Origin of the sequence: Sorangium sp. So ce1036 (assembly GCF_051369805.1) — a bacterium.
Taxonomy (GTDB): domain Bacteria; phylum Myxococcota_A; class Polyangia; order Polyangiales; family Polyangiaceae; genus Sorangium; species Sorangium cellulosum_F.
This window is the reverse complement of record NZ_JBBMOX010000001.1, coordinates 9,746,757-9,767,451: the sequence shown is the minus strand read 5'-3', so window position 1 is coordinate 9,767,451 and position 20,695 is coordinate 9,746,757. Positions and strand designations below refer to the sequence as shown.

16 protein-coding genes and 2 pseudogenes are annotated in these 20,695 nt (G+C 71.4%); 7 read left to right on the top strand and 11 right to left on the bottom strand.

Annotated elements, in window-relative coordinates; genetic code table 11:
* Positions 1-21 precede the first annotated feature (21 nt).
* The 4 genes and pseudogenes from WMF31_RS36735 to WMF31_RS36720 form a co-directional block, all read right to left on the bottom strand.
* Positions 22-813, bottom strand: a pseudogene (locus tag WMF31_RS36735) (MopE-related protein); the annotation flags it as partial.
* 609 nt (positions 814-1,422) lie between these two features.
* A complete protein-coding gene (locus tag WMF31_RS36730) occupies positions 1,423-2,421 on the bottom strand; it encodes a hypothetical protein (protein ID WP_436606411.1) in 999 nt (332 codons plus the stop codon).
* A gap of 162 nt (positions 2,422-2,583) precedes the next feature.
* Positions 2,584-4,122: a serine/threonine protein kinase gene (locus WMF31_RS36725; protein ID WP_436606410.1), complete on the bottom strand. Its 1,539-nt coding sequence runs from the start codon at positions 4,120-4,122 to the stop codon at positions 2,584-2,586.
* A 9-nt stretch (positions 4,123-4,131) separates the two neighbouring features.
* The gene (locus tag WMF31_RS36720) at positions 4,132-5,415 is read right to left on the bottom strand and encodes a sigma 54-interacting transcriptional regulator (RefSeq protein WP_436606409.1); all 1,284 of its coding nucleotides are present in this window, start codon (positions 5,413-5,415) and stop codon (positions 4,132-4,134) included.
* Between the two features lie 352 nt (positions 5,416-5,767).
* Here WMF31_RS36720 and WMF31_RS36715 point away from each other — a divergent pair, with 352 nt between their 5' ends.
* Positions 5,768-6,826: a LuxR C-terminal-related transcriptional regulator gene (locus WMF31_RS36715; protein WP_436606408.1), complete on the top strand. Its 1,059-nt coding sequence runs from the start codon at positions 5,768-5,770 to the stop codon at positions 6,824-6,826.
* Here the strand turns inward: WMF31_RS36715 and WMF31_RS36710 are convergent.
* The 3 genes from WMF31_RS36710 to WMF31_RS36700 form a co-directional block, all read right to left on the bottom strand.
* Positions 6,741-7,505: an iron-containing redox enzyme family protein gene (locus WMF31_RS36710; protein WP_436606407.1), complete on the bottom strand. Its 765-nt coding sequence runs from the start codon at positions 7,503-7,505 to the stop codon at positions 6,741-6,743. The two genes, WMF31_RS36715 and WMF31_RS36710, sit on opposite strands and share 86 nt — an antisense overlap.
* Positions 7,506-7,544: 39 nt before the next feature.
* Positions 7,545-8,285: a GNAT family N-acetyltransferase gene (locus WMF31_RS36705; RefSeq protein ID WP_436606406.1), complete on the bottom strand. Its 741-nt coding sequence runs from the start codon at positions 8,283-8,285 to the stop codon at positions 7,545-7,547.
* Positions 8,286-8,784: 499 nt separating this feature from the next.
* Entirely contained in the window at positions 8,785-9,117 is a 333-nt protein-coding gene (locus WMF31_RS36700) for a hypothetical protein (RefSeq protein WP_436606405.1), read from the bottom strand.
* A 224-nt stretch (positions 9,118-9,341) separates the two neighbouring features.
* Here WMF31_RS36700 and WMF31_RS36695 point away from each other — a divergent pair, with 224 nt between their 5' ends.
* From WMF31_RS36695 to WMF31_RS36685, 3 genes are all read left to right on the top strand, one after another.
* Positions 9,342-10,220, top strand: coding sequence for a Uma2 family endonuclease (locus WMF31_RS36695; RefSeq protein ID WP_436606404.1), 879 nt, complete (start codon positions 9,342-9,344; stop codon positions 10,218-10,220).
* Positions 10,221-10,353: 133 nt separating this feature from the next.
* Positions 10,354-10,512, top strand: a complete 159-nt coding sequence (locus WMF31_RS36690) for a hypothetical protein (protein ID WP_436606403.1) — start codon at positions 10,354-10,356, stop codon at positions 10,510-10,512.
* Between the two features lie 167 nt (positions 10,513-10,679).
* Complete coding sequence (locus WMF31_RS36685; protein ID WP_436606402.1) at positions 10,680-11,777, top strand: vWA domain-containing protein; 1,098 nt, start codon at positions 10,680-10,682, stop codon at positions 11,775-11,777.
* A 51-nt stretch (positions 11,778-11,828) separates the two neighbouring features.
* Here the strand turns inward: WMF31_RS36685 and WMF31_RS36680 are convergent.
* A pseudogene (locus WMF31_RS36680) lies at positions 11,829-11,981 on the bottom strand (pyridine nucleotide-disulfide oxidoreductase); the annotation flags it as partial.
* A 372-nt stretch (positions 11,982-12,353) separates the two neighbouring features.
* Here WMF31_RS36680 and WMF31_RS36675 point away from each other — a divergent pair.
* A complete protein-coding gene (locus tag WMF31_RS36675) occupies positions 12,354-13,244 on the top strand; it encodes a Uma2 family endonuclease (protein ID WP_436606401.1) in 891 nt (296 codons plus the stop codon).
* A 23-nt stretch (positions 13,245-13,267) separates the two neighbouring features.
* On the opposite strand, the gene WMF31_RS36670 is transcribed toward WMF31_RS36675, so the two are convergent.
* A complete protein-coding gene (locus WMF31_RS36670; protein WP_436606400.1) occupies positions 13,268-14,188 on the bottom strand; it encodes an AraC family transcriptional regulator N-terminal domain-containing protein in 921 nt (306 codons plus the stop codon).
* Positions 14,189-14,299: 111 nt separating this feature from the next.
* On the opposite strand from WMF31_RS36670, the gene WMF31_RS36665 reads away from it, so the two are divergent.
* Entirely contained in the window at positions 14,300-15,187 is an 888-nt protein-coding gene (locus WMF31_RS36665; RefSeq protein ID WP_436606399.1) for an SDR family oxidoreductase, read from the top strand.
* A gap of 352 nt (positions 15,188-15,539) precedes the next feature.
* Complete coding sequence (locus WMF31_RS36660) at positions 15,540-16,334, top strand: Uma2 family endonuclease (RefSeq protein ID WP_436606398.1); 795 nt, start codon at positions 15,540-15,542, stop codon at positions 16,332-16,334.
* 60 nt (positions 16,335-16,394) lie between these two features.
* On the opposite strand, the gene WMF31_RS36655 is transcribed toward WMF31_RS36660, so the two are convergent.
* Both WMF31_RS36655 and WMF31_RS36650 read right to left on the bottom strand, forming a co-directional pair.
* On the bottom strand, positions 16,395-18,845 hold the full coding sequence (locus WMF31_RS36655; RefSeq protein ID WP_436606397.1) for a hypothetical protein: 2,451 nt from the start codon (positions 18,843-18,845) through the stop codon (positions 16,395-16,397).
* Between the two features lie 125 nt (positions 18,846-18,970).
* The gene (locus tag WMF31_RS36650) at positions 18,971-20,464 is read right to left on the bottom strand and encodes a serine/threonine-protein kinase (RefSeq protein WP_436606396.1); all 1,494 of its coding nucleotides are present in this window, start codon (positions 20,462-20,464) and stop codon (positions 18,971-18,973) included.
* Between the last annotated feature and the right edge of the window lie 231 nt (positions 20,465-20,695).

Here is a 20,695-nt window from a genome sequence, read left to right as displayed (position 1 = left end):
TATGCAGCAGAAATTGCCATTGTCGGTGGTGCCGTCGCAGTCGTCGTCTATGCCGTTGCATTGCTCGATCTCGTGCGTTGCGTCCGGGACGCATACGATTCTGTATCCCTCGCTGTCGCAGCGGGTGGTGCCTTGATGGCACCTGCCAGATAGCCCTGTGTCGCACGACGCGTCGACGCCGGGAACGTTGTCCACCGTGCCATCACAGTCGTTGTCTATTCCGTCGCACCGCTCCAGGGACGGGAGGATGTCGTGGTCGCACTCTCCCCACCGACCGTCGACGCATACCTGCCTCCCGACGATGCACGCGCCCACGTTGATGGACTCGGCTGGTCCACGATAGCAAAGCTGTTCATCGCCTTCGTTGCACTGGCACCTCTCGTCCACCTCGCCGTCGCAGTCATTGTCCAGGCCGTCGCAGATCTCCGGTGCAGGGACGATGGCATCCTCGCATGCTCCCCAGACGCCGTTCTGACAAACCTGGATCCCTGTGCGACAGATGCCTCTGCCCAGCGTCGTCGGCGAGGCGGGGTAGCACGGCTTCTGCGCATCGTTAACGCAGGCGCACTCCTCCTCATCGATGTCGCCGTCGCAGTCGTTGTCGATCCCGTCGCCGCACTGGTCCCAGTCCGCGCCGGAGAGATCCGGGCATGATGCGAGCAGCCCGAGATCGTCGCAAGCATCGATCAGCACCCAGCAGGCTCCCTTGCCCTTGTGGCACTCCAGGGGCTCCGAAGCGTGAACGCCAGCGTCGTCGATACATACACGATCGGACCAGTCTGGAATCTCCAGGCAGCTTGATGCTGCTACCATGGCCGGAATAACCAGCGCCGCGAGTGGTAGCCCGTGGAGCGCGAGCGACCGCCGGTTCCTGTCGGTTCGCGCGCGACTTTCGGTTCGCGCGCGACTGTTGGACGGCTTCGGTGCCGTCGTCTGCGTAGCTGTCGATCGGTGCATGTTTGACCTCGGGTCGATTGGCGTCGTGCTGGTTGAAGAAGCGATCCGCGCTGGCCGGTTACAGGCCGCTTGGTCAACGGGTGTCGGTCCGCCCTGCATCGAGGCAGCCACAGTCGCGTCACCACGCGCTTCGCGCGGTGCCGGCCGTGAATTTCGCCAGCCGGATCCCATCCACGCCGCCCCGCGGGCGAGCTTTGCGGACCATTGCGGCGCTCGGCGTCGAGCCGAGCGCCGCAGCGGCACCTGCGAGCATATTCTTGCTCGAACCCCGCCGGCAATCAGGAAAATACATCGAAATATGCCACCAAAGTGGTACGCCTCATCTCGCCTCGGGCGTCGCCTCCAAGGGAGCGCCGTCCCCCTTCGCGGCGCTCCCTGGTACGACCCCCCGCCGCGCACACGGATCGTGCGGGGCGGTCCCCCTCTGGCCGTGCGTCCCCGCTGGTGGCCTATGCGCTCCTGCGATCACCACGCAACATGGGCGTCGAGCCGCGCTGCGCCCACGGCCACGCGCACGTTCGCGCCGCGCCCCGCGTCGGGCGCTGTCGCAAACAGCGTGACCCCACCGGCCAGCGAGAGCGCTCCCGCGATCAGGGCTCCTGCTGCCAGGTCCGCCGCGGTGCGGCTGCCGGCGCGCAGCGCGATTCCCTTCGCATCGCACAGGTCACCGTCACGGCAGTACGCATGGCTCTCGTCGCGCTTGGTGACCGCCACCACGCTCGCGCCGATCCCGATGCCGATGCTCATCGCGCCCATGCCGCCCGCGACCGCCGCGAGCTTCTTCTGGAATCCCCACGCTCCGCCGAACCACCCATCTCCATCCGCTCGCGTCGGATGAGCCGCCGCACCCCGCGGTGTCGGCGCCTTCGCAGCCTCCGCGTCCATCGAGGCTTTCACCGACAACGGCTTCGCCGTGCCCGACCCTTTCTTCATCACGGGGGGCGGCGGGGGCTTCGTCGCGCCCGACGCCTTCTCCTTGACAGCGGGCTCGGCTGCGGGCGGCATGGTGCCCACCGTGGCGCGAACCGTCACGCCGTCGCTCGGCACCACGACCTTTTCCTCCCATGACACGCGGCCATCGGCGCGCGCCACGATCACATGTTCTCCCCGGTCGACCGGGAAAGGCTCACCCCAGCGACCTGGCAACACCGGCGTCCCATCGCAGGTGATCGTGATCCCCGGCAGTCCTGTGACCGCACGGGGCACGTCCAGCACCATCTGGGCCAGACGCGGTCGGAGCGCGTCGGCGCTCTTGCGGGCGAGGCGCCGCCGCCTGGATTGCTGCTCCCTCGCCGCGCTGGATTCGGCGAGGAGGTACGCCGACCATGCGCTCGCCAGGCGGCCGCTGATCTCGTAGCATTCGGCGAGCGTGAGCTGCGCGCCCACGCCATCGGGGACCAGCCGCACGACCTCCTCCAGCTTGGAGCAGGCGCTCGTGTACTGGCCTGCCTCGATGAGCTGCATCGCCTCCTCGTAGAGCGCGTGCGCCGCGATCAGCGCCGGCGAGGCCGCCGTCTGTGCGAGGCTTGCCGGGGTGGCCAGGCCCATGGCTGCTATCAACCCCAGCGCGAGCAGCCGGCGGATGGCAGGGCTAGCGCGCATTCCGGTGGTGTTCTTCCGTCGCGTTCACTGAATGCCCCAGCGATTGACACGGGGCGTTGCAGCCGAGCGTCCTGTGTTCGCCCCAGGCCGGGTCGCCGATTGCTGCCGTGGTGACGACGGCGGCGGTCCTGCCGCCACGTCGGGGGCGGACGATGCGACCTCTCTCGCCGGGAACACAGGTGCCGTATCGGGCGGTTCCGACAACGAGTGCACGATCCGCGTGATCAGGGCGACTCGCGCTGCAGTGCTCAATACCGGCTTGAGGGCCGGTTCCGCGCGCGGCGCGCGCGCCTCGACCGGGGCCGCGGACGCCTGTCCCGGAAAGCCCCACCGCACGGACGTCACCGCGACGATGGACGCCAGCCCGGCCGCCGCAGCCCAGAGCCACGCGCGCCGCGCACGAGCTGCATGGCGCCGACCGGCAGGCGGCCGGATCTCGATGTCCCGCAACGTGGTGCTCAGGGCCTCTCCGGTCACGGTGACCAGGTCCGCGCCGGGGTGCTCCGGTACGGTCGCCAACTCATCCAGGACCCCTGACGAAGGCTCGAGCGGCCGCGTCGCGGGCGCATTGCCCTCGCCAGGTGCGACAGGCGTCGTACGCGCCGGCTCCTCCTCCGCGAGCGCCGCCGTGAGCGCGTCCCAGAACGCGCGCATGCTATGGAAGCGTAGCTGTGTGTTGACATCGAGCGCGCGCCGCAGCACGGCCTCTGCCTTCGTCCCCAGATCAGGTATCTGCGCCAGCATCGACGCCCGGTTCTGCTCGTCAATGGCCGTGATGAAGAGCTGCATGGCGTTGTCTCCGTGCAGCGCCCGCCGTCCCGAGGCGAGCTCGATGAGCAGCAGCGCCATCGCGAACACATCCGTCCACGGACCGGCCGCGCCGTATTGCGGGCTGAACTGCTCCGGCGCGGCGTACTGCGGGGTGAACGCTCGAGTCGGCTCGGTCTCGGTCGTCGACGCCGTGAAGACGGGGCTCTCGGCGAAGGCCCGCGCGACCCCGAAGTCGAGCACCTTGAGCCGCGAGATGGCGCCAAGCCGCGCCATCGCGAGGTTGGATGGCTTGAGATCCAGGTGGGCCACGTTGGCCCGGTGAACCGTGCTGATCGCCGCGGCGGCAGGCGCGAGGAGCGCCGCGGCCGCGGCGAGGCCCATCGGCGCGGCGCCGGCCCGGCGGCGACGGGCCAGGTGCTGCTCCAGCGTCTCACCCGAGAGCCACTCCATGATGAGGTACGGCGTCCACGCCCCGCTCGGGGCGATGGCCGCCCCGACGTGCAGCGCCTGGACGATCCCGGCGGTCTGCCGCGACAGGAGGTGGAGCAGCCGCGCCTCGGTCCGCAGCCGCTTCAGGAATCGCTCCCGCTCGGCGGCGCCGAGATGCGCCGGTAGCTTCAGGCACTTGATCGCGACCGGCACCCGCAGCCCGCGGTGCAGCCCGCGGTACACGATGCCAAACCCCCCCTCACCCGCCACCGCCGCGACCGCGAAGTGCTCGTCCAGGGTGGTGCCCACCCAGCCGAAGGGATCCTGGCGCTGTGAAGCGATCTCCGATCTCTGGGTTCCCATGGCTCCCCCTCAGGCTTCTGCGCCGCGGGTTCTCGCGGATGGCGCTCGGGGCACGTGCGAGAGAGAAAACCGCTTCATCGCCTTCTGGATGAAGGCGCGCCCGACCCCGGCTATCCGGGCTGCCCGCGAGACGTTCCCCTCTGCTTGCCGCAAGGCCGCCTCCACGTACGCCCGTTTGTACTCCTCGACGATGTGCTCCAGCCCCACGGCGAGCGGCACCGCCAGGTTCACCTCGAGCTTGGCCGGACAGGCCGCGTCGGCCGCGCTGTCCGGCAAGAGCTCGGGCACGCCGAGCGCCAGCATCCGATCGATCTTGTTGCGCAGCTCTCGCACGTTGCCCGGCCATGACTGCCGCTTCAAGCGAGCCACGACCTCGTCCGGGATGGGCGCGGCGCCGTGCGCCCGCCACTCCGCCTCGAACTGCCGGACGAGAAGGGGAATATCCTCGATTCGCTCCCGCAGGGGCGGCAGTCGTACCGGGACGACCGCCAGGCGGTAGTAGAGATCCTCCCGGAAGGTGCCCCGCTCGACCTCGCGTGTCAGGCATCGGTTCGTGGCCGCGATGATCCGGACGTCGACCCGGCGCGGCGTGTTGGAGCCGATGCGGACGATCTCCCTGTTCTCGATGGCTCGGAGCAGCTTGGGCTGGAGCTCGAGCGGCAGCTCGCCGATCTCGTCGAGAAACAGCGTCCCGCCGTCTGCGGCCTCGAAGCGGCCGACGCGGTCGTTCGTGGCGCCCGTGAAGGCAGCGCGCAGGTGGCCGAACAGCTCGCTCTCGATGAGGTTCGCGGAGACAGCGGAGCAGTCGAACACCACGAAGGGGCGATGCGCGCGCGCGCTCGCCGCGTGTACCGAGCGGGCGACGATCTCCTTGCCGGTGCCGGTCTCTCCCTCGATGAGGAGCGTCGAGTCCCTGGGCGCGACCCGCTCGAGCAGCGCGAAGAGCCGACGCATCGCGACGCTCTGGCCGAGCATCTGGCCAAAGCGGTCGTGGGGCGATAATGGCAGCTCCACCATATCCGGCAGCATGCGAAGCCGGAGGACCGTCCCACCGAGGCCGATCGCCGAGTCCGGGCGCGCGTAAGCGTCACGCACCCGGATCCCGTCCACCGTCGTCCCGTTGCGACTTCCAGCATCGAGGACCCGGATGTTGTCACCCTCGATGCGAAGGACGAGATGGAATCGGCTCACCGTGGGATCTTTGAGCAGAAGATCTGCGTCGCGTCCTGTGCCCAGGCGTGCCTCCGGGCCGGGGAGCTCCACGCTTGCTCCGGCGTCAGGCCCTTGGAGCACCTCGATATGTATCTTGCGAGTTCGCAGCCCGAGCTTGCCTTCGCCGGGGATTGTGGACGTGCTGCGGTCGTTGTTCATTTCTTCAGAGCATAAAGTCCATGATCTTCACGGCCAAGAAAAGCGCGCGAGCTGGCCCGGAGGGCGCAAGGCCACCCCCCGAGCGCTGCGCGAGCGATGGCATGCCATACCGCGTTCACGGCCGGGAAGGGCGGCGTGACCGCGCGCCTTGCGGGCAGCAGGGACAGAGTGGCGGGAGGCCCTTTGCTGCGGCCATCGCAGGGAGCGCCGGCGGGCGCGGTGTGTCGCGGGACGTGTTCCATGCGAGCCCTCTCCGCGATATACTCGGCTCGCGATGGACGCATCGATCCTGAACACGCCGCGCGAGCGGCAGATCTGTTTCGAGCTCCTCGAAGGGCTCCACAGCTCGCTGGACCTGCACGACGTCGCTCGTCGTGCGTACACGACACTCAGCAAGCTGGTGCCGGCCGATCAGGGCGCGTTCTGCGTCAGCCTTCCGGACCGTGTCGACGCGTACGAGTGGGCCGTCGCGGAGCTCCCCATCGAGCTGGTGTCGAGCTATGCGGAGCTCTTGCCGCACGATTTCGTGCGTCGGTCGGTCCTGTCCCGGCCCGGCGAGGTGCTGCGGGACAGCGAGATGCTCGGACAGCGCGAGCTCGGTCGGACGGTGCTCTATCACCGCTGCCGCGAGCTCGGGCTGCAGATCGGGCAGGTGATGGCGGTGCAGCTCGCCGTAGGACCCGACAGCCACGGCGGAATGACGCTTTACCGGAACCGGCGGAGGCCGTTCTCCGAGCGCGATCGCGCGCTGGTTCAGCAGCTCGCGCCGTTCGTCGCGACGGCGTTGCGCAACTGCCGGCAGTTCAGCGAAGCAGCGCTGCGCAGCTCGGCGCTGGAGGCCGCGCTGCGCCGGAAAGGGGTGGAGGTGGTCGTGGTCAAGCCGCCCCGCACGGAGCTGACCCGCAGCGAGGGCGCGACGGCGCTTATCGAGCGCTGGTTCTCGGTGTCGGAGCGCGCGGGCGGTGGGCTCCCGGCGCCGCTCGTCGAAGCGCTCGCGGGCGCCACGCTCGCGGGATCGAGCTGGGTGCGTTGGGGGGCGAAGAGCAAGCTGCGGGTGAGCATCTCGCCCCTCGCCGTCCGGGGCGCTGTCGTGTGGGTGCTGGATCTGCGCGAGGTGGGCCCGCCGACGCTGCCGGACGCGTGGAGGGCGCGCCTCACGCGCCAGCAGAGCGCGGTGGCCACGCGTGTGCTGCGCGGGTGGACCGACGAGGTGATCGCGGACGACCTCCGCAGAGCGAAGGATACGGTCAAGAAGCACTTGCAGGAGGTCTACAACCGGCTCGGGATTCCGAATCGCGCGGCGCTTCTGGCCGCCGCGAGGGACGAGAGCTGACCACGTCCGGCGCCGCGCGGGTCATGGTGCCGGCCACGATCAACGGGTACAGCTCGCGCGTCACCCTCGCCGACAGGGCGATCGTGTCCCGCTGAGCGACGGACGATACGGCGGCGAGCTCCGAGAGGAGCTCGTGCATGTGGGCCGCATCGGCGCCCCCGTGGCCGCGGAGGAACCGGACGGCGCCCTCGATGCCCGGGATCCCGCTCCTGGCGACGAGGTGGGTCGCTGTCCGGTCCGCCCGGCGTGCCGAGAGCGCTTCCAGCACGTACGCCGTACCCAGGAACGCTTCGGGCGTGCCGGTCTCGGCGCAGCACCGGTTCCAGGCGATGTAGGCCCGAGTCGCCGGCAGCAGCGCCGAGCGCCGCGCGGCTCGCGGTTCGTGCCCGAGGGCCGAGAGATCGTCGAGCGCCCATTGCTCGTGGCCGGACTCTTCGGCCGCCTTGCGGAGGAACAGCGAGGCGAGCGGCCCGCCGCCGGCCTCTATCAGCCGGACGCCGCAGCGCTCGCAGAGCGGTCGTGTCCAGCGCACATACTGATACGTTTGCTCGAGGAAGCTCGAGTACTCCGCCGCCGAGATCGTGCCCTCGAACAGCCGGCGCGCAGCCGGGTTCGCGTCGAGGGTGGCTATGAGCATCTCGGCCTCGTGCTCCAGGAGAGATAGTAGGTTCGCGCTCATGGGGTGCCTCATGAAGTGTTTGTAAGTATGGTTGATGAATCACGCTGGACTGCTGTGCTGAACGGCGAGTCGTGAGGGACGCTGCCGTGCGTGCGCGCCCCGGTTCACTTGAGCAATGAGGGGCATGGCGAAGCGGCGGAAACGCGCGTCGTAGCGAGGTTTGCCGATGAACCGGGCGTCCAGCCGGCGAGCGAGGACGCTGAGGACCCGGGGCAGCCGCAGGGCTCGCAGGTCACCCATCGAGGCGTGCGCGTGCTCTTCCGGCGTATAGAGGGGAAAGCGAGGTAGAGCAGGCGGTGCGGTCCCCTCGAGAGGGAGCGCGTGGAAGCTCTCGCTCACGAGCCCGAGGCGCGCGCTGATGCGGTACGCGAGGCATGCGTCCTCCTCCGAGTCTGTTTCGACATTGGCGGCGGCGATCCAGTGGGTGACGCCGCGGCGCTGACTCTCACGGCGCATGGCGAGGATCAGCTCGTCGAACGCGGATGAGCACCGAAAGGGAGCGAGCACGCAGAGGCGAGTGGCCTCGGCGAATGAGCAAGCCGGCTGGTAGGCCTGGCTCAGATCGAACTTCCCCTCGATGTCCAGGCCGAAGCGCGTGCCGTGGAGACGAGCAAGATCGGGGTTCGTGAGCAGGAGGCGGGCCGTGCCGACCGGCTCCCCTCCGGCATAAGCAACGAAGTGAAGGGTGGTCTCCAGCATATCGAGCGCGTCCACCTCCCGCGGAGCGGGGGGCGGTGCGGCGAGGAGATCGAGCTCCTCCGCAAAGACCTTCCAGCGCACGTGGAGCGCGTCATCGATCTGGCGACGAGTTTCGGCAAGCTGGCATTGAACGTGTGGCATCGCGTACCTCCGAGCAAGACTGCAACCGCCGATGCGGATGCGTTGGCTTGTTCTGCAAGCGTCATGCCGGACTCTGGCTCGTCTGTTCGGCCGAATCTCGTCTGTGATGATGGGGGAGATGGATCCCGGCGAAGGCACTTCTCGTGGTGCGCTGGATCCGAACAGATGCGCGGTGGAGGTCATGGTCGGTGCGAGGGCACTCTGCCGTGATGCATACGACGGAGGGAGAGCTGGGCGCGTATGCCATTCTCGAGGATGGGATGGGCGGCGACGGTGACGCTCTCCTGTCCGAGAGACCTGGCCCACGACCATGGCGTTTACCGCCGTCGGCCCCGGCGGGGGACGCCGTGCGCAGCAATGACTGGCGTGTGAGCCAGCACGACCCGCGGGGAGCGCCGCCTTCGCTCGTCGGCTCCTGCACGGGCCTCAAATCCAGAATTCAGCTCCTGACTTCCTGACGGCATCCCCGGAGTTCCTGGACGACGCAGGCCGGTTCCTGGACGCGTTCCCCGAGTTCCTGGATGGCGCAGGCCGGTTCCTGGACGCGTTCCCCGAGTTCCTGGACGACGCAGGCCGGTTCCTGGACGCGTTCCCCGAGTTCCTGGACGGCGCAGGCCGGTTCCTGGACGCGTTCCCCGAGTTCCTGGACGACGCAGGCCGGTTCCTGGACGCGTTCCCCGAGCTCCTGGACGGCGCCGCGCGCCATGACGGGACGCAGTTCGTCGATCGCCTCGCTCCCGCGGCCACATCGAGGCGTTCTCGCCGCCGTCATGGGCTCCCCGCATCGTCCTGGCGATGGGCGGACTCATGGCGGTGCCGGCAGGTGGCGCTTTTTCAGATCACGCGCCCCACCTGCCCGGAACTCCCTCAGCAGAGACACCCCGCTGCGCGGCTCCTTCCGCGCCGGGGGGAGGAGTTGCCATGACCGCACCCAGGAATCCGCCGACCTCGTCCGCCGCGCAGCGCGCCCCGCGCCCCATGCTACGCTCTGGGCCGATGCCGCCGTCTCTCCGCGTGATCCGCCGCTCCGAGGTCGTCCCGGACCTCGAGCGCTGGGTGCTGACGGAGGAGACGGTGCCCGAGTCGAGCCCCCACGATCTGTTGAGCGAGCGCATCCGCGCCCTGTTGCTCGGCTGGGCCGCCCGCGCCGAGCGCGCCGTGAAGATAGGCCGCAACCTGGCCGTCCGCTGGGACCGCGAGCACCCGCAATTCGGCGTCGACCCGGACGTCTACCTGGTCGAGCCCCCGCCTCCCGAGGGGGACGCGGTGCGCAGCCTGCGGCTCTGGAAGAAGGGCCATGTCGCGCCGCGGCTCGCGGTGGAGATCGTGAGCGCGCAGCACCCGACGAAGGACTACGTGATCGCGCCGCAGAAGTACGCGGTCTGCGGGGTCGAGGAGCTGTGGATCCTCGACCCGTTCCTGGACGGCCCGCGCGCGCACGGCGGTCCGTTCCGCATCCAGCTCTGGCGCCGCCTGGACGACGCCTCGTTCGCGCAGGTGCATGCCGGCGAGGGCCCCGTATGGTCGGAGGTCCTGCAGGGCTGGCTGCACGCGGTGCGGACGCCGGCCGGCGCGTCGTTCGATCTCAGGACGGACGAGGCGGGCGCGGAGCGCTGGTTGACGCCCGAAGAGGCCGAGCGCGCCGCGAGAGAGGCGGAGCGCACCGCCAAGGAAGCCGCCCGCCGCGAGGCCGCCCGCGCCCGGCGCAAGGCCGAGGCCGCTCAGCGCGAGGCCGAGGCCGCTCAGCGCGAGGCCGAGGCCGCCCAGCGCGAGGCCGAGGCCGCCCAGCGCGAGGCCGAGGCCGAGCGCGCCGCCCGCGAGGCCGCCGAGCGGCGCATCCGGGAGCTCGAGGCGCAGCTCGCCCGCGCCCGGTAGCCCTGCTTCGCGGCGCTCCGTGCGCTCGCACGACACGCTTCACGACCGCCTCGGTCCCGGCCCCCAACCTCGCTCTTCCAGTCCCGCGTCGCCCAGGGAGTCGACGCGCGCCCCCGGCCGGAGCCTGGGGCGCGTGCTCGTCGTGAGCGTGCTCGTCGTGCGCCTTCGCGCCGTGAGCGTGCTCGTCGTGCGCCTTCGCGCCGTGAGCGTGCTCGTCGTGCGCCTTCGCGCCGTGAGCGTGCTCGTCGTGCGCCTTCGCTCCGTGACCTGCCTCATGAGCCTCAAGGCATGATCCGCCGATCATGCGCGCTGGCACGGTCCTGGCGCAGAGCGCTGCCGGGCAGCCTCGCGAGCGCCGGGACATCACGCGGTTCGGGCTCGGTACGCTCGATACACAGGGGCCCGCATGGCCGCGTCCTGCACCGGCGCGTGAGGACCCAGGCGGCCAGGGAGAACTCCATGAGCATGCGTTTTCGGTTCGTAGTCACGCTGGGAAGCCTCCTCGTGCTGGGGGCGTGCTCGAGCTCCGGTGACGACTCCGGCTACGCCGCCGTCGGCGCGTACTCGGATGACCGCGCCGGCGGCGAAGGCCCCGTTGCCGGCGCGGACGGGGCCGCGGGCACCAGCACCGGCACCGGCGACAGCGGGGGCAGCGGCGGCGTCCAGGCCGGCACGCTCACCGCGGGCGTCTGGGACGACAACCGCAACTTCGACTTCTTCCTCGCCTACCGGAGCGCGATCCACGAGCAGCAGCTCCCGGGTCTCTTGCCCTTCACGGAGGCCGATCACCGGGCCGCCAACAGCGCGTTCGCGGCGCCGCGAGGGGCGCGGAAGACGCTCGACGTCTCGCTCGTCATCGACACGACCGGGAGCATGGGGGACGAGCTCACCTACCTGCAGACGGAGTTCATCGCGCTCTCCGAATCCATCTTCACCATGTACCCGAACGCCGAACAGCGCTGGTCGCTCGTCCTTTACAGAGACATCGGCGACGACTACGTCGTGAAATCGTTCGATTTCAGCAACGATCTCGACCAGTTCCAAGACCAGCTCGCCGCGCAGGCGTCGGGCGGAGGCGGCGACTTCCCCGAGGCGCCCGACAAGGCGCTCCTCGAGGCGGCGGGCCTCGCCTGGCGCGCGGACGACGACACGGCGCGCCTCGCCTTCTGGGTCGCGGACGCGCCTCACCATGACAGCAGCGCGGCGGACATGGCAGCCGGGATACGGGCCCTCGAGGACCTCGGGGTCCACATCTATCCCGTCGCGTCGAGCGGCGTGGATGAGCTCACCGAGCTCACCATGCGCTCGGCCGCGCAGATCACGGGCGGCCGATACCTCTTCTTGACGGACGACTCCGGCGTCGGCGGACAGCACAAGGAGCCGACGATCCCGTGCTATTACGTGACCAGGCTCGATCGCGCGATCCTGCGCATGGTCGACATCGAGCTCTCCGGCGACTACCGCGAGCCGGAGCCGTCCGAGATCCTCCGCGCGGGGGGAGATCCCGAGGACGGCGCGTGCGCGCTCTCGTCGGGCGGCGAGGTGCTCGTGTACTGACGCGCGTGCTGATCTGACCTGCGCGCGGGGTCCCCTCGCAGGCAGCCGCCTTGTCGTGTATCCGTCGTATCTCGCCGCTGGCTCCTTCCCCCTCATCACCGCGAGCAGGTTCTCCACCAGCACGGGCGCCTCCTTCCGGATCGCCGCCCCGGTCCGCGACGTCGGCAGCGACGAGGCGTCGCCGAGCGCGAACACGTCCGGATAATGTGATGCCGGCCGTCCCGCCGCCGATGATCGCGATCGTGTGACGCCCCAGATCCGGGGCACGAGCAGCCGGCCGCGCAGGGCAGCGGCGCACGTTCGACAGCGCCCACTTCCAGTCGACCCGGTGGACCTCGATCGGCAGGCGCAGCGTGTCACTCCTCGGGGCTGGACTGCGAGGCGCTTCCCATGTCCGCGGGACTGGAGGCGGGCGCGCCGTGGAAACGTCCGCGCCAGAGGATGATGCCATGACGACGGCGGCCGGGGCTGCCCGGTCGGGTCGCTTTTTCAGATCACGCGCCCCGCCTGCCCGGAACTCCCTCAGCAGAGACACCCCGCTGCGCGGCTCCTTCCGCGCCGGGGGGAGGAGTTGCCATGACCGCACCCAGGATCCCGTCGCCCTCGTCCGCCGCGCAGCGCGCCCCGCGCCCCATGCTACGCTCTGCGCCGATGCCGCCGTCTCTCCGCGTGATCCGCCGCTGCGAGGTCGTCCCGGACCTCGAGCGCTGGGTGCTGACGGAGGAGACGGTGCCCGAGTCGAGCCCCCACGATCTGTTGAGCGAGCGCATCCGCGCCCTGTTGCTCGGCTGGGCCGCCCGCGTCGAGCGCGCCGTGAAGATAGGCCGCAACCTGGCCGTCCGCTGGGACCGCGAGCACCCGCAATTCGGCGTCGACCCGGACGTCTACCTGGTCGAGCCGCCGCCTCCCGAGGGGGATGCGGTGCGCAGCCTGAGGCTGTGGAAGAAGGGCCATGTCGCGCCGCGGCTCGCGGTGGAGATCGTGAGCGCGCAGCACCCGACGAAGGACTACGTGATCGCGCCGCAGAAGTACGCGGCCTGCGGGGTCGAGGAGCTGTGGATCCTCGACCCGTTCCTGGACGGCCCGCGCGCGCACGGGGGCCCGTTCCGCATCCAGCTCTGGCGCCGCCTCGATGACACCTCCTTCGCGCAGGTGCATGCCGGCGAGGGCCCCGCATGGTCGGAGGTCCTGCAGGGCTGGCTCCACGCCGTGCGGACGCCGGCGGGCGCGTCGTTCGACCTCAGCACGGACGAGGCGGGCGCGGAGCGCTGGTTGACGCCCGAAGAGGCCGAGCGCGCCGCGAGGGAGACGGAGCGCGCCGCCAAGGAAGCCGCCCGCCGCGAGGCCGCCCGCGCCCGGCGCAAGGCCGAGGCTGCCCAGCGCGAGGCCGAGGCCGAGCGCGCCGCCCGCGAGGCTGCCGAGCGGCGCATCCGGGAGCTCGAGGCGCAGCTCGCCCGCGCCCGGTAGCCCTGCTTTGCCCTGGACCGAGGCTACATATCCTGAACGACCGCGGCCGTCCGCTTCAGCGCGCGGGCATCGCGCAGCGGCGAGTTGCCGAACATGCGCGAATACTCGCGGCTGAACTGCGAGGCGCTCGTGTAGCCGACGCGGAACGCCGAGGCCTCGGCGCCCATGCCCTCTTCGACCATCAGGCGGCGCGCCTCGAGCAGTCGCAGGCGCTTCTGGTACTGCAGCGGGCTCATCGCGGTGGCCTCCTTGAACCGCTTGAAGAACGCCGCCCGGCTCATCCCTGCGGCGCGCGCGAGCCCGGCGATATCGACATCCTCGTCGAGCGACGCCTGCAGGTGATAGACCGCCTCGGCGATGCGGTGCGCCTGGCTGCCCGCGCGCACGAGCTGGCGGATCGCCGGACCGTCGGGGCCCTTCAGCAGGTGAAAGATCAGCTCCCTCGTCACGAGCGGCGCGAGCACGGTCGCATCGTCGGGCGTCATGAACAGCGCGCCCAGCCGGATCGCGGCGTCGAGCATGCGGTCGCTCGCCTTGCCAATGAAGATCGCGCGCCCCGGGTGCTCGACGTCGTCCGGCCGCGCGCGGTCGAGCTGCGCCGCGACCTCGCGCAACGCGGCCGCGTCGAAGTCCATCTTCAGGCACAAGAACGGCTGCGCCGGCGACACGCCCGCGACCCGGCTCGTCACCGGCAGGTCGATCGGGCTGACGATGTAGTGCGGCTCGCGCTCGCGATAGACCTGCCCCTCGAGCAGGATCTCCTTCGTGCCCTGCGCGACGACGCAGAACGACGCCCGCCAGTGCTGCTTCGCGCGCTTGTGCGGGCGAGAGACTTTGATGCAAGAAATGCCGGGCACCGGCGAGGCGTGCACGCCGTCGCTGGGGCACCACCGCGCGATGAGGCCACTGAACTGGTCGCGCAACGGGTCGCGCCCGGGGATCACGGTGACAGCCTATCCCCGCGTAGACGATCGGGCAAGAACTGGAGACGGCCGTGTATTTCGCGTGCGCCGCGGCGGTGCCATGGTGGATCGCGAACCAAGGAGAGGTTTCCCATGCGTATCTTCCTCACGGGAGCCAGCGGCTTCGTCGGCTCCGCCATCGTCCCCGAGCTCGTCCGCGCCGGTCACCGCGTGCTCGGCCTCGCGCGCTCGGACGCGTCCGCCGAGAAGCTCGCCGCCGCCGGCGTCGACGTGCACCGCGGCTCGCTCACGGATCTCGATAGCCTGCGCCGCGGCGCCGCCGCCTGCGACGGGGTGATCCACTGCGCGTTTTCCCACGACGACTTCAATGACTACGCCGGTAATTGCGAGAAGGACCGCGGCGCGATCGAGGCGCTCGGCAGCGCGCTCGCAGGCACCGATCGCCCGCTCGTCATCACCTCCGGCACCGTGCGCTTCACGCCGGGCCGCGTCGTCACCGAGGACGAGCCGCTCGACGCGTCGACCGGTGGTGGCCCGCGGGCCGCCTCCGAGCAGCTCGCCTTCTCGTTCGCGCGCCGCGGCGTGCGCGTGTCCTCGCTGCGGCTGCCCGTGGTCCACGGGGATGGCGACCCCGGGTTCGTCCCGATGCTGATCGAGATCGCGCGCAAGGCCGGGCGCTCCGGGTACATCGGTGACGGCGAGAACCGGTGGCCCGCGGTGCACCGGCTCGACGCCGCGCGGCTGTTCGTCCTCGCGCTCGAGAAGGCGCCGGCCGGCGCGCGGCTCCACGCGGTCGGCGAGGAGGGGGTCCCGACCCGCGACATCGCCGGCGTGATCGGTCGCAAGCTCGGCCTGCCGGTCGAGTCGGTCCCGAAGGAGCACTTCGGCTGGCTCGGCGCGATCTTCGCGCTCGACACCCCCGCGTCGAGCGCGCTCACGCAGGCGCGGTTCGGCTGGAAGCCCGAGCGGGCAGGCCTGCTCGCCGACCTCGAGCACGGCACGTACTTCGCGCGCGCATAGCTGAGCTTCTCCCAGCGGACAGCGGATTCCCATGTCCGCGGGACTGGAGGTGGGCGCGCCGTCGCCGAGCGACGACGCGTCCCTCGTCTGCGCGGTGCACGACCGCTCGGCGGGGGCGCCGGGGAAACGCCCGCGCCAGAGGACGATGACATGACGACGGCGACAGGATCTGCCCGGTCGGCTCGCTTTTTTAGATCACCCGCCCCACCAGCCCGGAACTCCCTCTGCAGAGACACCCCGCAGCGCGGCCTTTCCGCGCCGGGGGGGAGGAGTTGCCATGACCGCACCCAGGAATCCGCCGACCTCGTCCGCCGCGCAGCGCGCCCCGCGCCCCATGCTACGCTCTGGGCCGATGCCGTCGTCTCTCCGCGTGATCCGCCGCTCCGAGGTCGTCCCGGACCTCGAGCGCTGGGTGCTGACGGAGGAGACGGTGCCCGAGTCGAGCCCCCACGATCTGTTGAGCGAGCGCATCCGGGCCCTGTTGCTCGGCTGGGCCGCCCGCGCCGGGCGCGCCGTGAAGATGGGCCGCAACCTGGCCGTCCGCTGGGACCGCGAGCACCCGCAGTTCGGCGTCGACCCGGACGTCTATCTGGTCGAGCCGCCGCCTCCCGAGGGGGATGCGGTGCGCAGCCTGAGGCTGTGGAAGAAGGGCCATGTCGCGCCGCGGCTCGCGGTGGAGATCGTGAGCGCGCAGCACCCGACGAAGGACTACGTGATCGCGCCGCAGAAGTACGCGGTCTGCGGGGTCGAGGAGCTGTGGATCCTCGATCCGTTCCTGGACGGCCCGCGCGCGCACGGCGGTCCGTTCCGCATCCAGCTCTGGCGCCGCCTCGATGACACCTCCTTCGCGCTGGTGCATGCCGGCGACGGGCCCGTGGGGTCGGAGGTCCTGCAGGGCTGGCTCCACGCCGTGCGGACGCCGGCGGGCGCGTCGTTCGACCTCAGCACGGACGAGGCGGGCGCGGAGCGCTGGTTGACGCCCGAAGAGGCGGAGCGTGCCGCCAAGGAAGCCGCCCGCCGCGAGACCGCACGCGCCCGGCGAAAGGCCGAGGCCGCCCAGCGCGAGGCCGAGGCCGAGCGCGCCGCCCGCGAGGCCGCCGAGCGGCGCATCCGGGAGCTCGAGGCGCAGCTCGCCCGCGCCCGGTAGCCCAGTTTCCGCGCACGCCTGTCCTCTGCCCCCCTCCCACCGCCCACCGCCTCGCCCCCCTCAGCCCCCGCTCCCCCGTCCACCCTCCCGCTCCACCCTCCTGTCTTCCCCCGCCACCGCCCCCACCTCGATCTCCGCGAGCCTCCCCACCCGCGGATCCTCGCTCCCGAGCTGCTGGAACACGCTCGGATCGCTCCTCTCCAGCCACGCGAGGAGCTGCCCGAGTCCTCGCCGCGATCCGTAGTAGTTCGACATCGCGTGATCCTCCGCCGTGATGCAGGCGCGCACCGTGCTGCGCGACACCTCGGGGAGCCTGAGCGCCTTGAGCGCCATCGACCACAGGCCGTCGATGAAGTTCTGGTCGGCGGGGAACTCCAGCAGCCCGGCCATCGTGAGGAGCATGGCGCAGCGCTGGCCCCGCGGCGTCGACAGCGCCTCTCCGGCCTCGAGGGCGAGGTAGCCGAGATCGAAGGCGCGGCGCATGGCGTCGGCCGCGCAGAGCAGGCGCTTCAGCTCCTGGGCCGCGTGGCCCAGGTGGCTGTGGAACATCACCTCGACCGTGAGGCCGCCGGGCGCATCCTTGTTCTTCTGATAGCGGGTGACCGCCGGCAGCCGCCCGAGATCCTGCGCCACGGCGTCCCCCGCGGGCACGTCGTGCGGCGGCTCGCGGTGGCTGAAGAAGCCCCCTGACTGGAACACATAATACAGCTCGCTCTGGCCCGGCAGACCGGCCCAGATGTCCGAGTACTGCGCCACGCGGTTGAGGCTGCCCGCCGCCCAGTTGAGGCCCGCCGCGGCCTGCCCGCCGATCTGCGACGCGCTTACCCCCGGATCGCGCGGCGTCATCGACGCCTCGATGTCCTCGGCGATCTCCGTGAGCTGGAAGTCGAGGAATCCATCGTAGTAATCGGCGCGCCCGTCCCGGTTCACGTCGGAGTAGCGGGCCACGACGAGCGGGTGCGAGGGCCCCACGAACTGCGAGAACCCGGGCGTCTCCGCCTGCGCGTGGTGCCACTGCGCCTCGCGGATGCGGGCGTCGAGCTCGGTGTGCGACGCGCGCTTGCTCATCCCGAGCAGCGCCGCGACGAAGCAATCGACCCCCTCGGAGGCATTGACCACGCCGTCCGGGCCGACCCGGAAATAGGTCGAGTCCCAGGAAGAGTAGATGTCCGCGTCGGGGAATATCTGGGAGATGGCGAAGCGCGTGGTGAGCCCCGCGCACTGCGCGTTCATCATCAGCTTGTAGCCCTCCTGCCGCACCTGGACCGCGGCCGCGCGGAGGTCGAAGGCGCCGAGCTGGGCGTGCCGGTTGATGAGCAGCCCGGCGAAGAACGTCATCCCCATCTCGAGGTTCTCGTCCCGCGGGCTGGCCCCGCGGGCGAAGACGCGGATCGGCGCGCCGGCGGGCGTCTTGAACGGGGCCTCGAAGACGCGGTAGGGGCTCCACCCGCCCGGCGAAGGGGGCGCGTCGGGCGGGGGCGGGATCTCCTTGAATCCGTGGGTCAAAACGAGGATGCGGCACTCGCCCTCGTGGAACTCGGACGCGCCGCACATCGCGAAATTCCAGGGGCCGGTGAGCTCGTCGTACGGCGGCGCCTCGCGGAGCAGCCCGCGCACGAGCTCCCGCGCGCGCTCCTGCTGGGCCGCCGTGAGCCCCGGCGCGCGCAGCTGGAGCAGGTGGATCGCGTGGGCGCGCAGCGCCGGCCGGGCCGTCTCGTCGCCCGCCTCCCGCTCGACGAGCGCGAAGATCTCCGCGGCCGCGAGCTCGGCGACCGGCGCGAAGCCGCGGTCGTCCAGCGACGTCGCGATGAGGTGCGACAGGACGGTCAGCGCCGCCGAGCGCAGCGTCGCGGCCCCGAGCGGGTCGCGCCGCGCCTCCTCGCCGCCCACGGCCGCGACCTGGAGCGCCGCGCGCGCCTGCTCCAGCATCGCCATGCCCCGGCCCGCCGAGAGCCGTTCCTTGCGCGCCGGCTCCTCCGGGTGGAACGCGCTCGGCGGGAAGAGCTGCGCCAGCGTGCTGGTCCGCCGCGAGGAGATCCACCGCGCGGCGGTGACGAGCGCGTCACGGGCCGCGACGCCCTCGGGGCTCACGGTCGGGGTCGTGCTGAACACCCCGGCCGGCAGGAGCCAGAGCGGCGCGGCCCCCTCGCGCCCGGCGGTGAGGTCGAGCGGCGCCGCCTGCGACGCCACGCCCGGATCCGGGGCCACGTGGGCGGTGGAGGCCGCGAGGGCGCGCAGCCGGCGGCGCACCGGCGTGCGCCCCGGGAACACGATGAGCACCGCCTTGCCCTCGCGCTCCCGGAGCGCCGCGAGGCTCTCCGCCGGCACCGGGAGCTGGAGCGAGATGGCATAGTCGTTATCGCTCACGGCCACCGCGAGCAGGCGGATGCCCGGGGTCGACCTGCGCTCCTCGAAGGTCGGGGACGCGGCCGGCCCGATGGCATCCACCGTCCCAGGCAGGTCGACGAGCCCGCGGGCGGAACGGATCCGGACGATGACGTCGGTGGGCATGATGCTCTCCTGTCCAGAAGAGAGCGTCGCCCTGTTCAACTGCCCAGCGCAACAGGAATTCGACCGCACGAGATGCGGTCCGGCGCGCCATGAAGGGTTGTCCGGATGCGATGACGGAGCACGCCTCAAGGCCTCTCGGGCCGATCCGGAGAGGGCGTATGCACCTCGATGATCGGCGGGGCGCCCGCGTCGCCGGGCACCCTGGCCGCTGGGGCTCTGGCCCCGGGCGCAGCGCGGCGGACCGGGGCTGTCTCCGGCGGCTCCGGCGTGGAGCAGCGGAGCAGCGACACGCCTGCGCCGGCGGCGAGGAGCACGCAGGCGGCGAGGACGCTGAGCGCCGCGGAGGCGCCGCGCGCGCGCGCCGCCGGGGCGGCGGCCGCTCCCTCCGCGGCGGGCGCGCCCGCAGCGCTGGCCCCGTCCAGCGCGGCGCCGCCGGTCGCGTCCAGCGCGGCGCTCCGGGCGCGGGACGAGGGCCGCGCGTTGCTCGACGGGGGCGGCGGCAGGAGGCTGCCCGCGGGCAGCGTCGCGACCGAGGCTTCCCCGTCCAGATCCGCCGTGGCCGCCACGAACGCGTCGCTGGTCCGGCCCGAGGGCGTGAGCGCGCCGCTCTCCGGCCCCGGCTCCCTCGGGGCCGCGGGGGGGCCGAACGGGCGGAACGCGACGGCCGCGTAGCACCCGAGGAGCGCGCCGACCTCGCGGAGATCGGCGGGGCGACGCGCGCGGTCCGGGCAGAGCATGCGATCGATCATCGCCGCGACATCCGCGGGCAAGGCGGGCTCGAGCTCCCGGATCGGCCGGATCGCGCCGGTGAGGATGCGCTTCAGCACCTTGCCCATGCTCTCCGCCTCGGTGGGCCGGACCGAGGTGAGGCATTCGTAGAGGATGACGCCGAGCGACCAGATATCGGCGCGGTGATCCATGTCGTGCTCTCCGAGGATGTGCTCGGGCGACATGTAGTAGGGAGTCCCGAGGAGCGCGCCGGTCTCGGTGCGGTCCGAGGTCCACGAGGCCTCGCCGCGCGCGGCGGTGAGCTTGGCGATGCCGAAGTCGAGCACCCTCACCCGGGCGTCCTCGCTGCGCCGCGGCCTCTTCGGCGGCGGCGCGGTCCCGGAAGGGCCCATATCGCCCGCGGCAGGGGGAGAACCGGGCCCGCCGGTCGCCCTCGGCTCGGGGGTGAGCAGGAAGATGTTGTCGGGCTTGAGGTCGCGGTGGACGATGCCGAGCGCGTGCGCGGTGCCGACCGCGGAGATGACCGGCAAGAGGAGGCGTGACAGCTCGGCGAGGGGGATCCGCGTCTCGCGCAGGAGCTTGTCGCGGAGCGACTCCCCCTCGAGCAGGTCCATGACGAGGGCCGGAGTCCCGCTGTCGAGCTCCAGGACATCGTGAATGACCGGAACGTTCGGGTGATCGACCGCGGCGGCGGCGCGGGCCTCGCGGAGGAGCCGCCTCCGGGTCGAGTCATCCTCTGTCGCGTCGGGACGAAGCAGCTTCAGCGCCACACGTTCGCCGGTCGCGAGGTGGGTGGCGGCCCAGATGACCCCCATACCCCCCTCGGCCAGCTGGCGATCAACCCGGTAGCGACTCGCCACCAGGGCGCCCGGGACCAGGTGATTGGCCACGCCGTGCCAGGATACCACCCGATGTCCCTTCAGGCCGGCCCCGCCCGCTCGCCGCCCCGAGGCGCAGAGTCATCGACACGGTAAATCAACACGAGAGACGCCCAGGGCGCACGGCCCCCCGCGCACCGCGTTATCCCCAGGACGCCATTCATTGACTCGGATCGCGACGCCCGGAGAGGCTTTCCCCCCGCCCCCGCCCCCCGCCCCGAGCGTCGCCGAGCGGCGGGCACC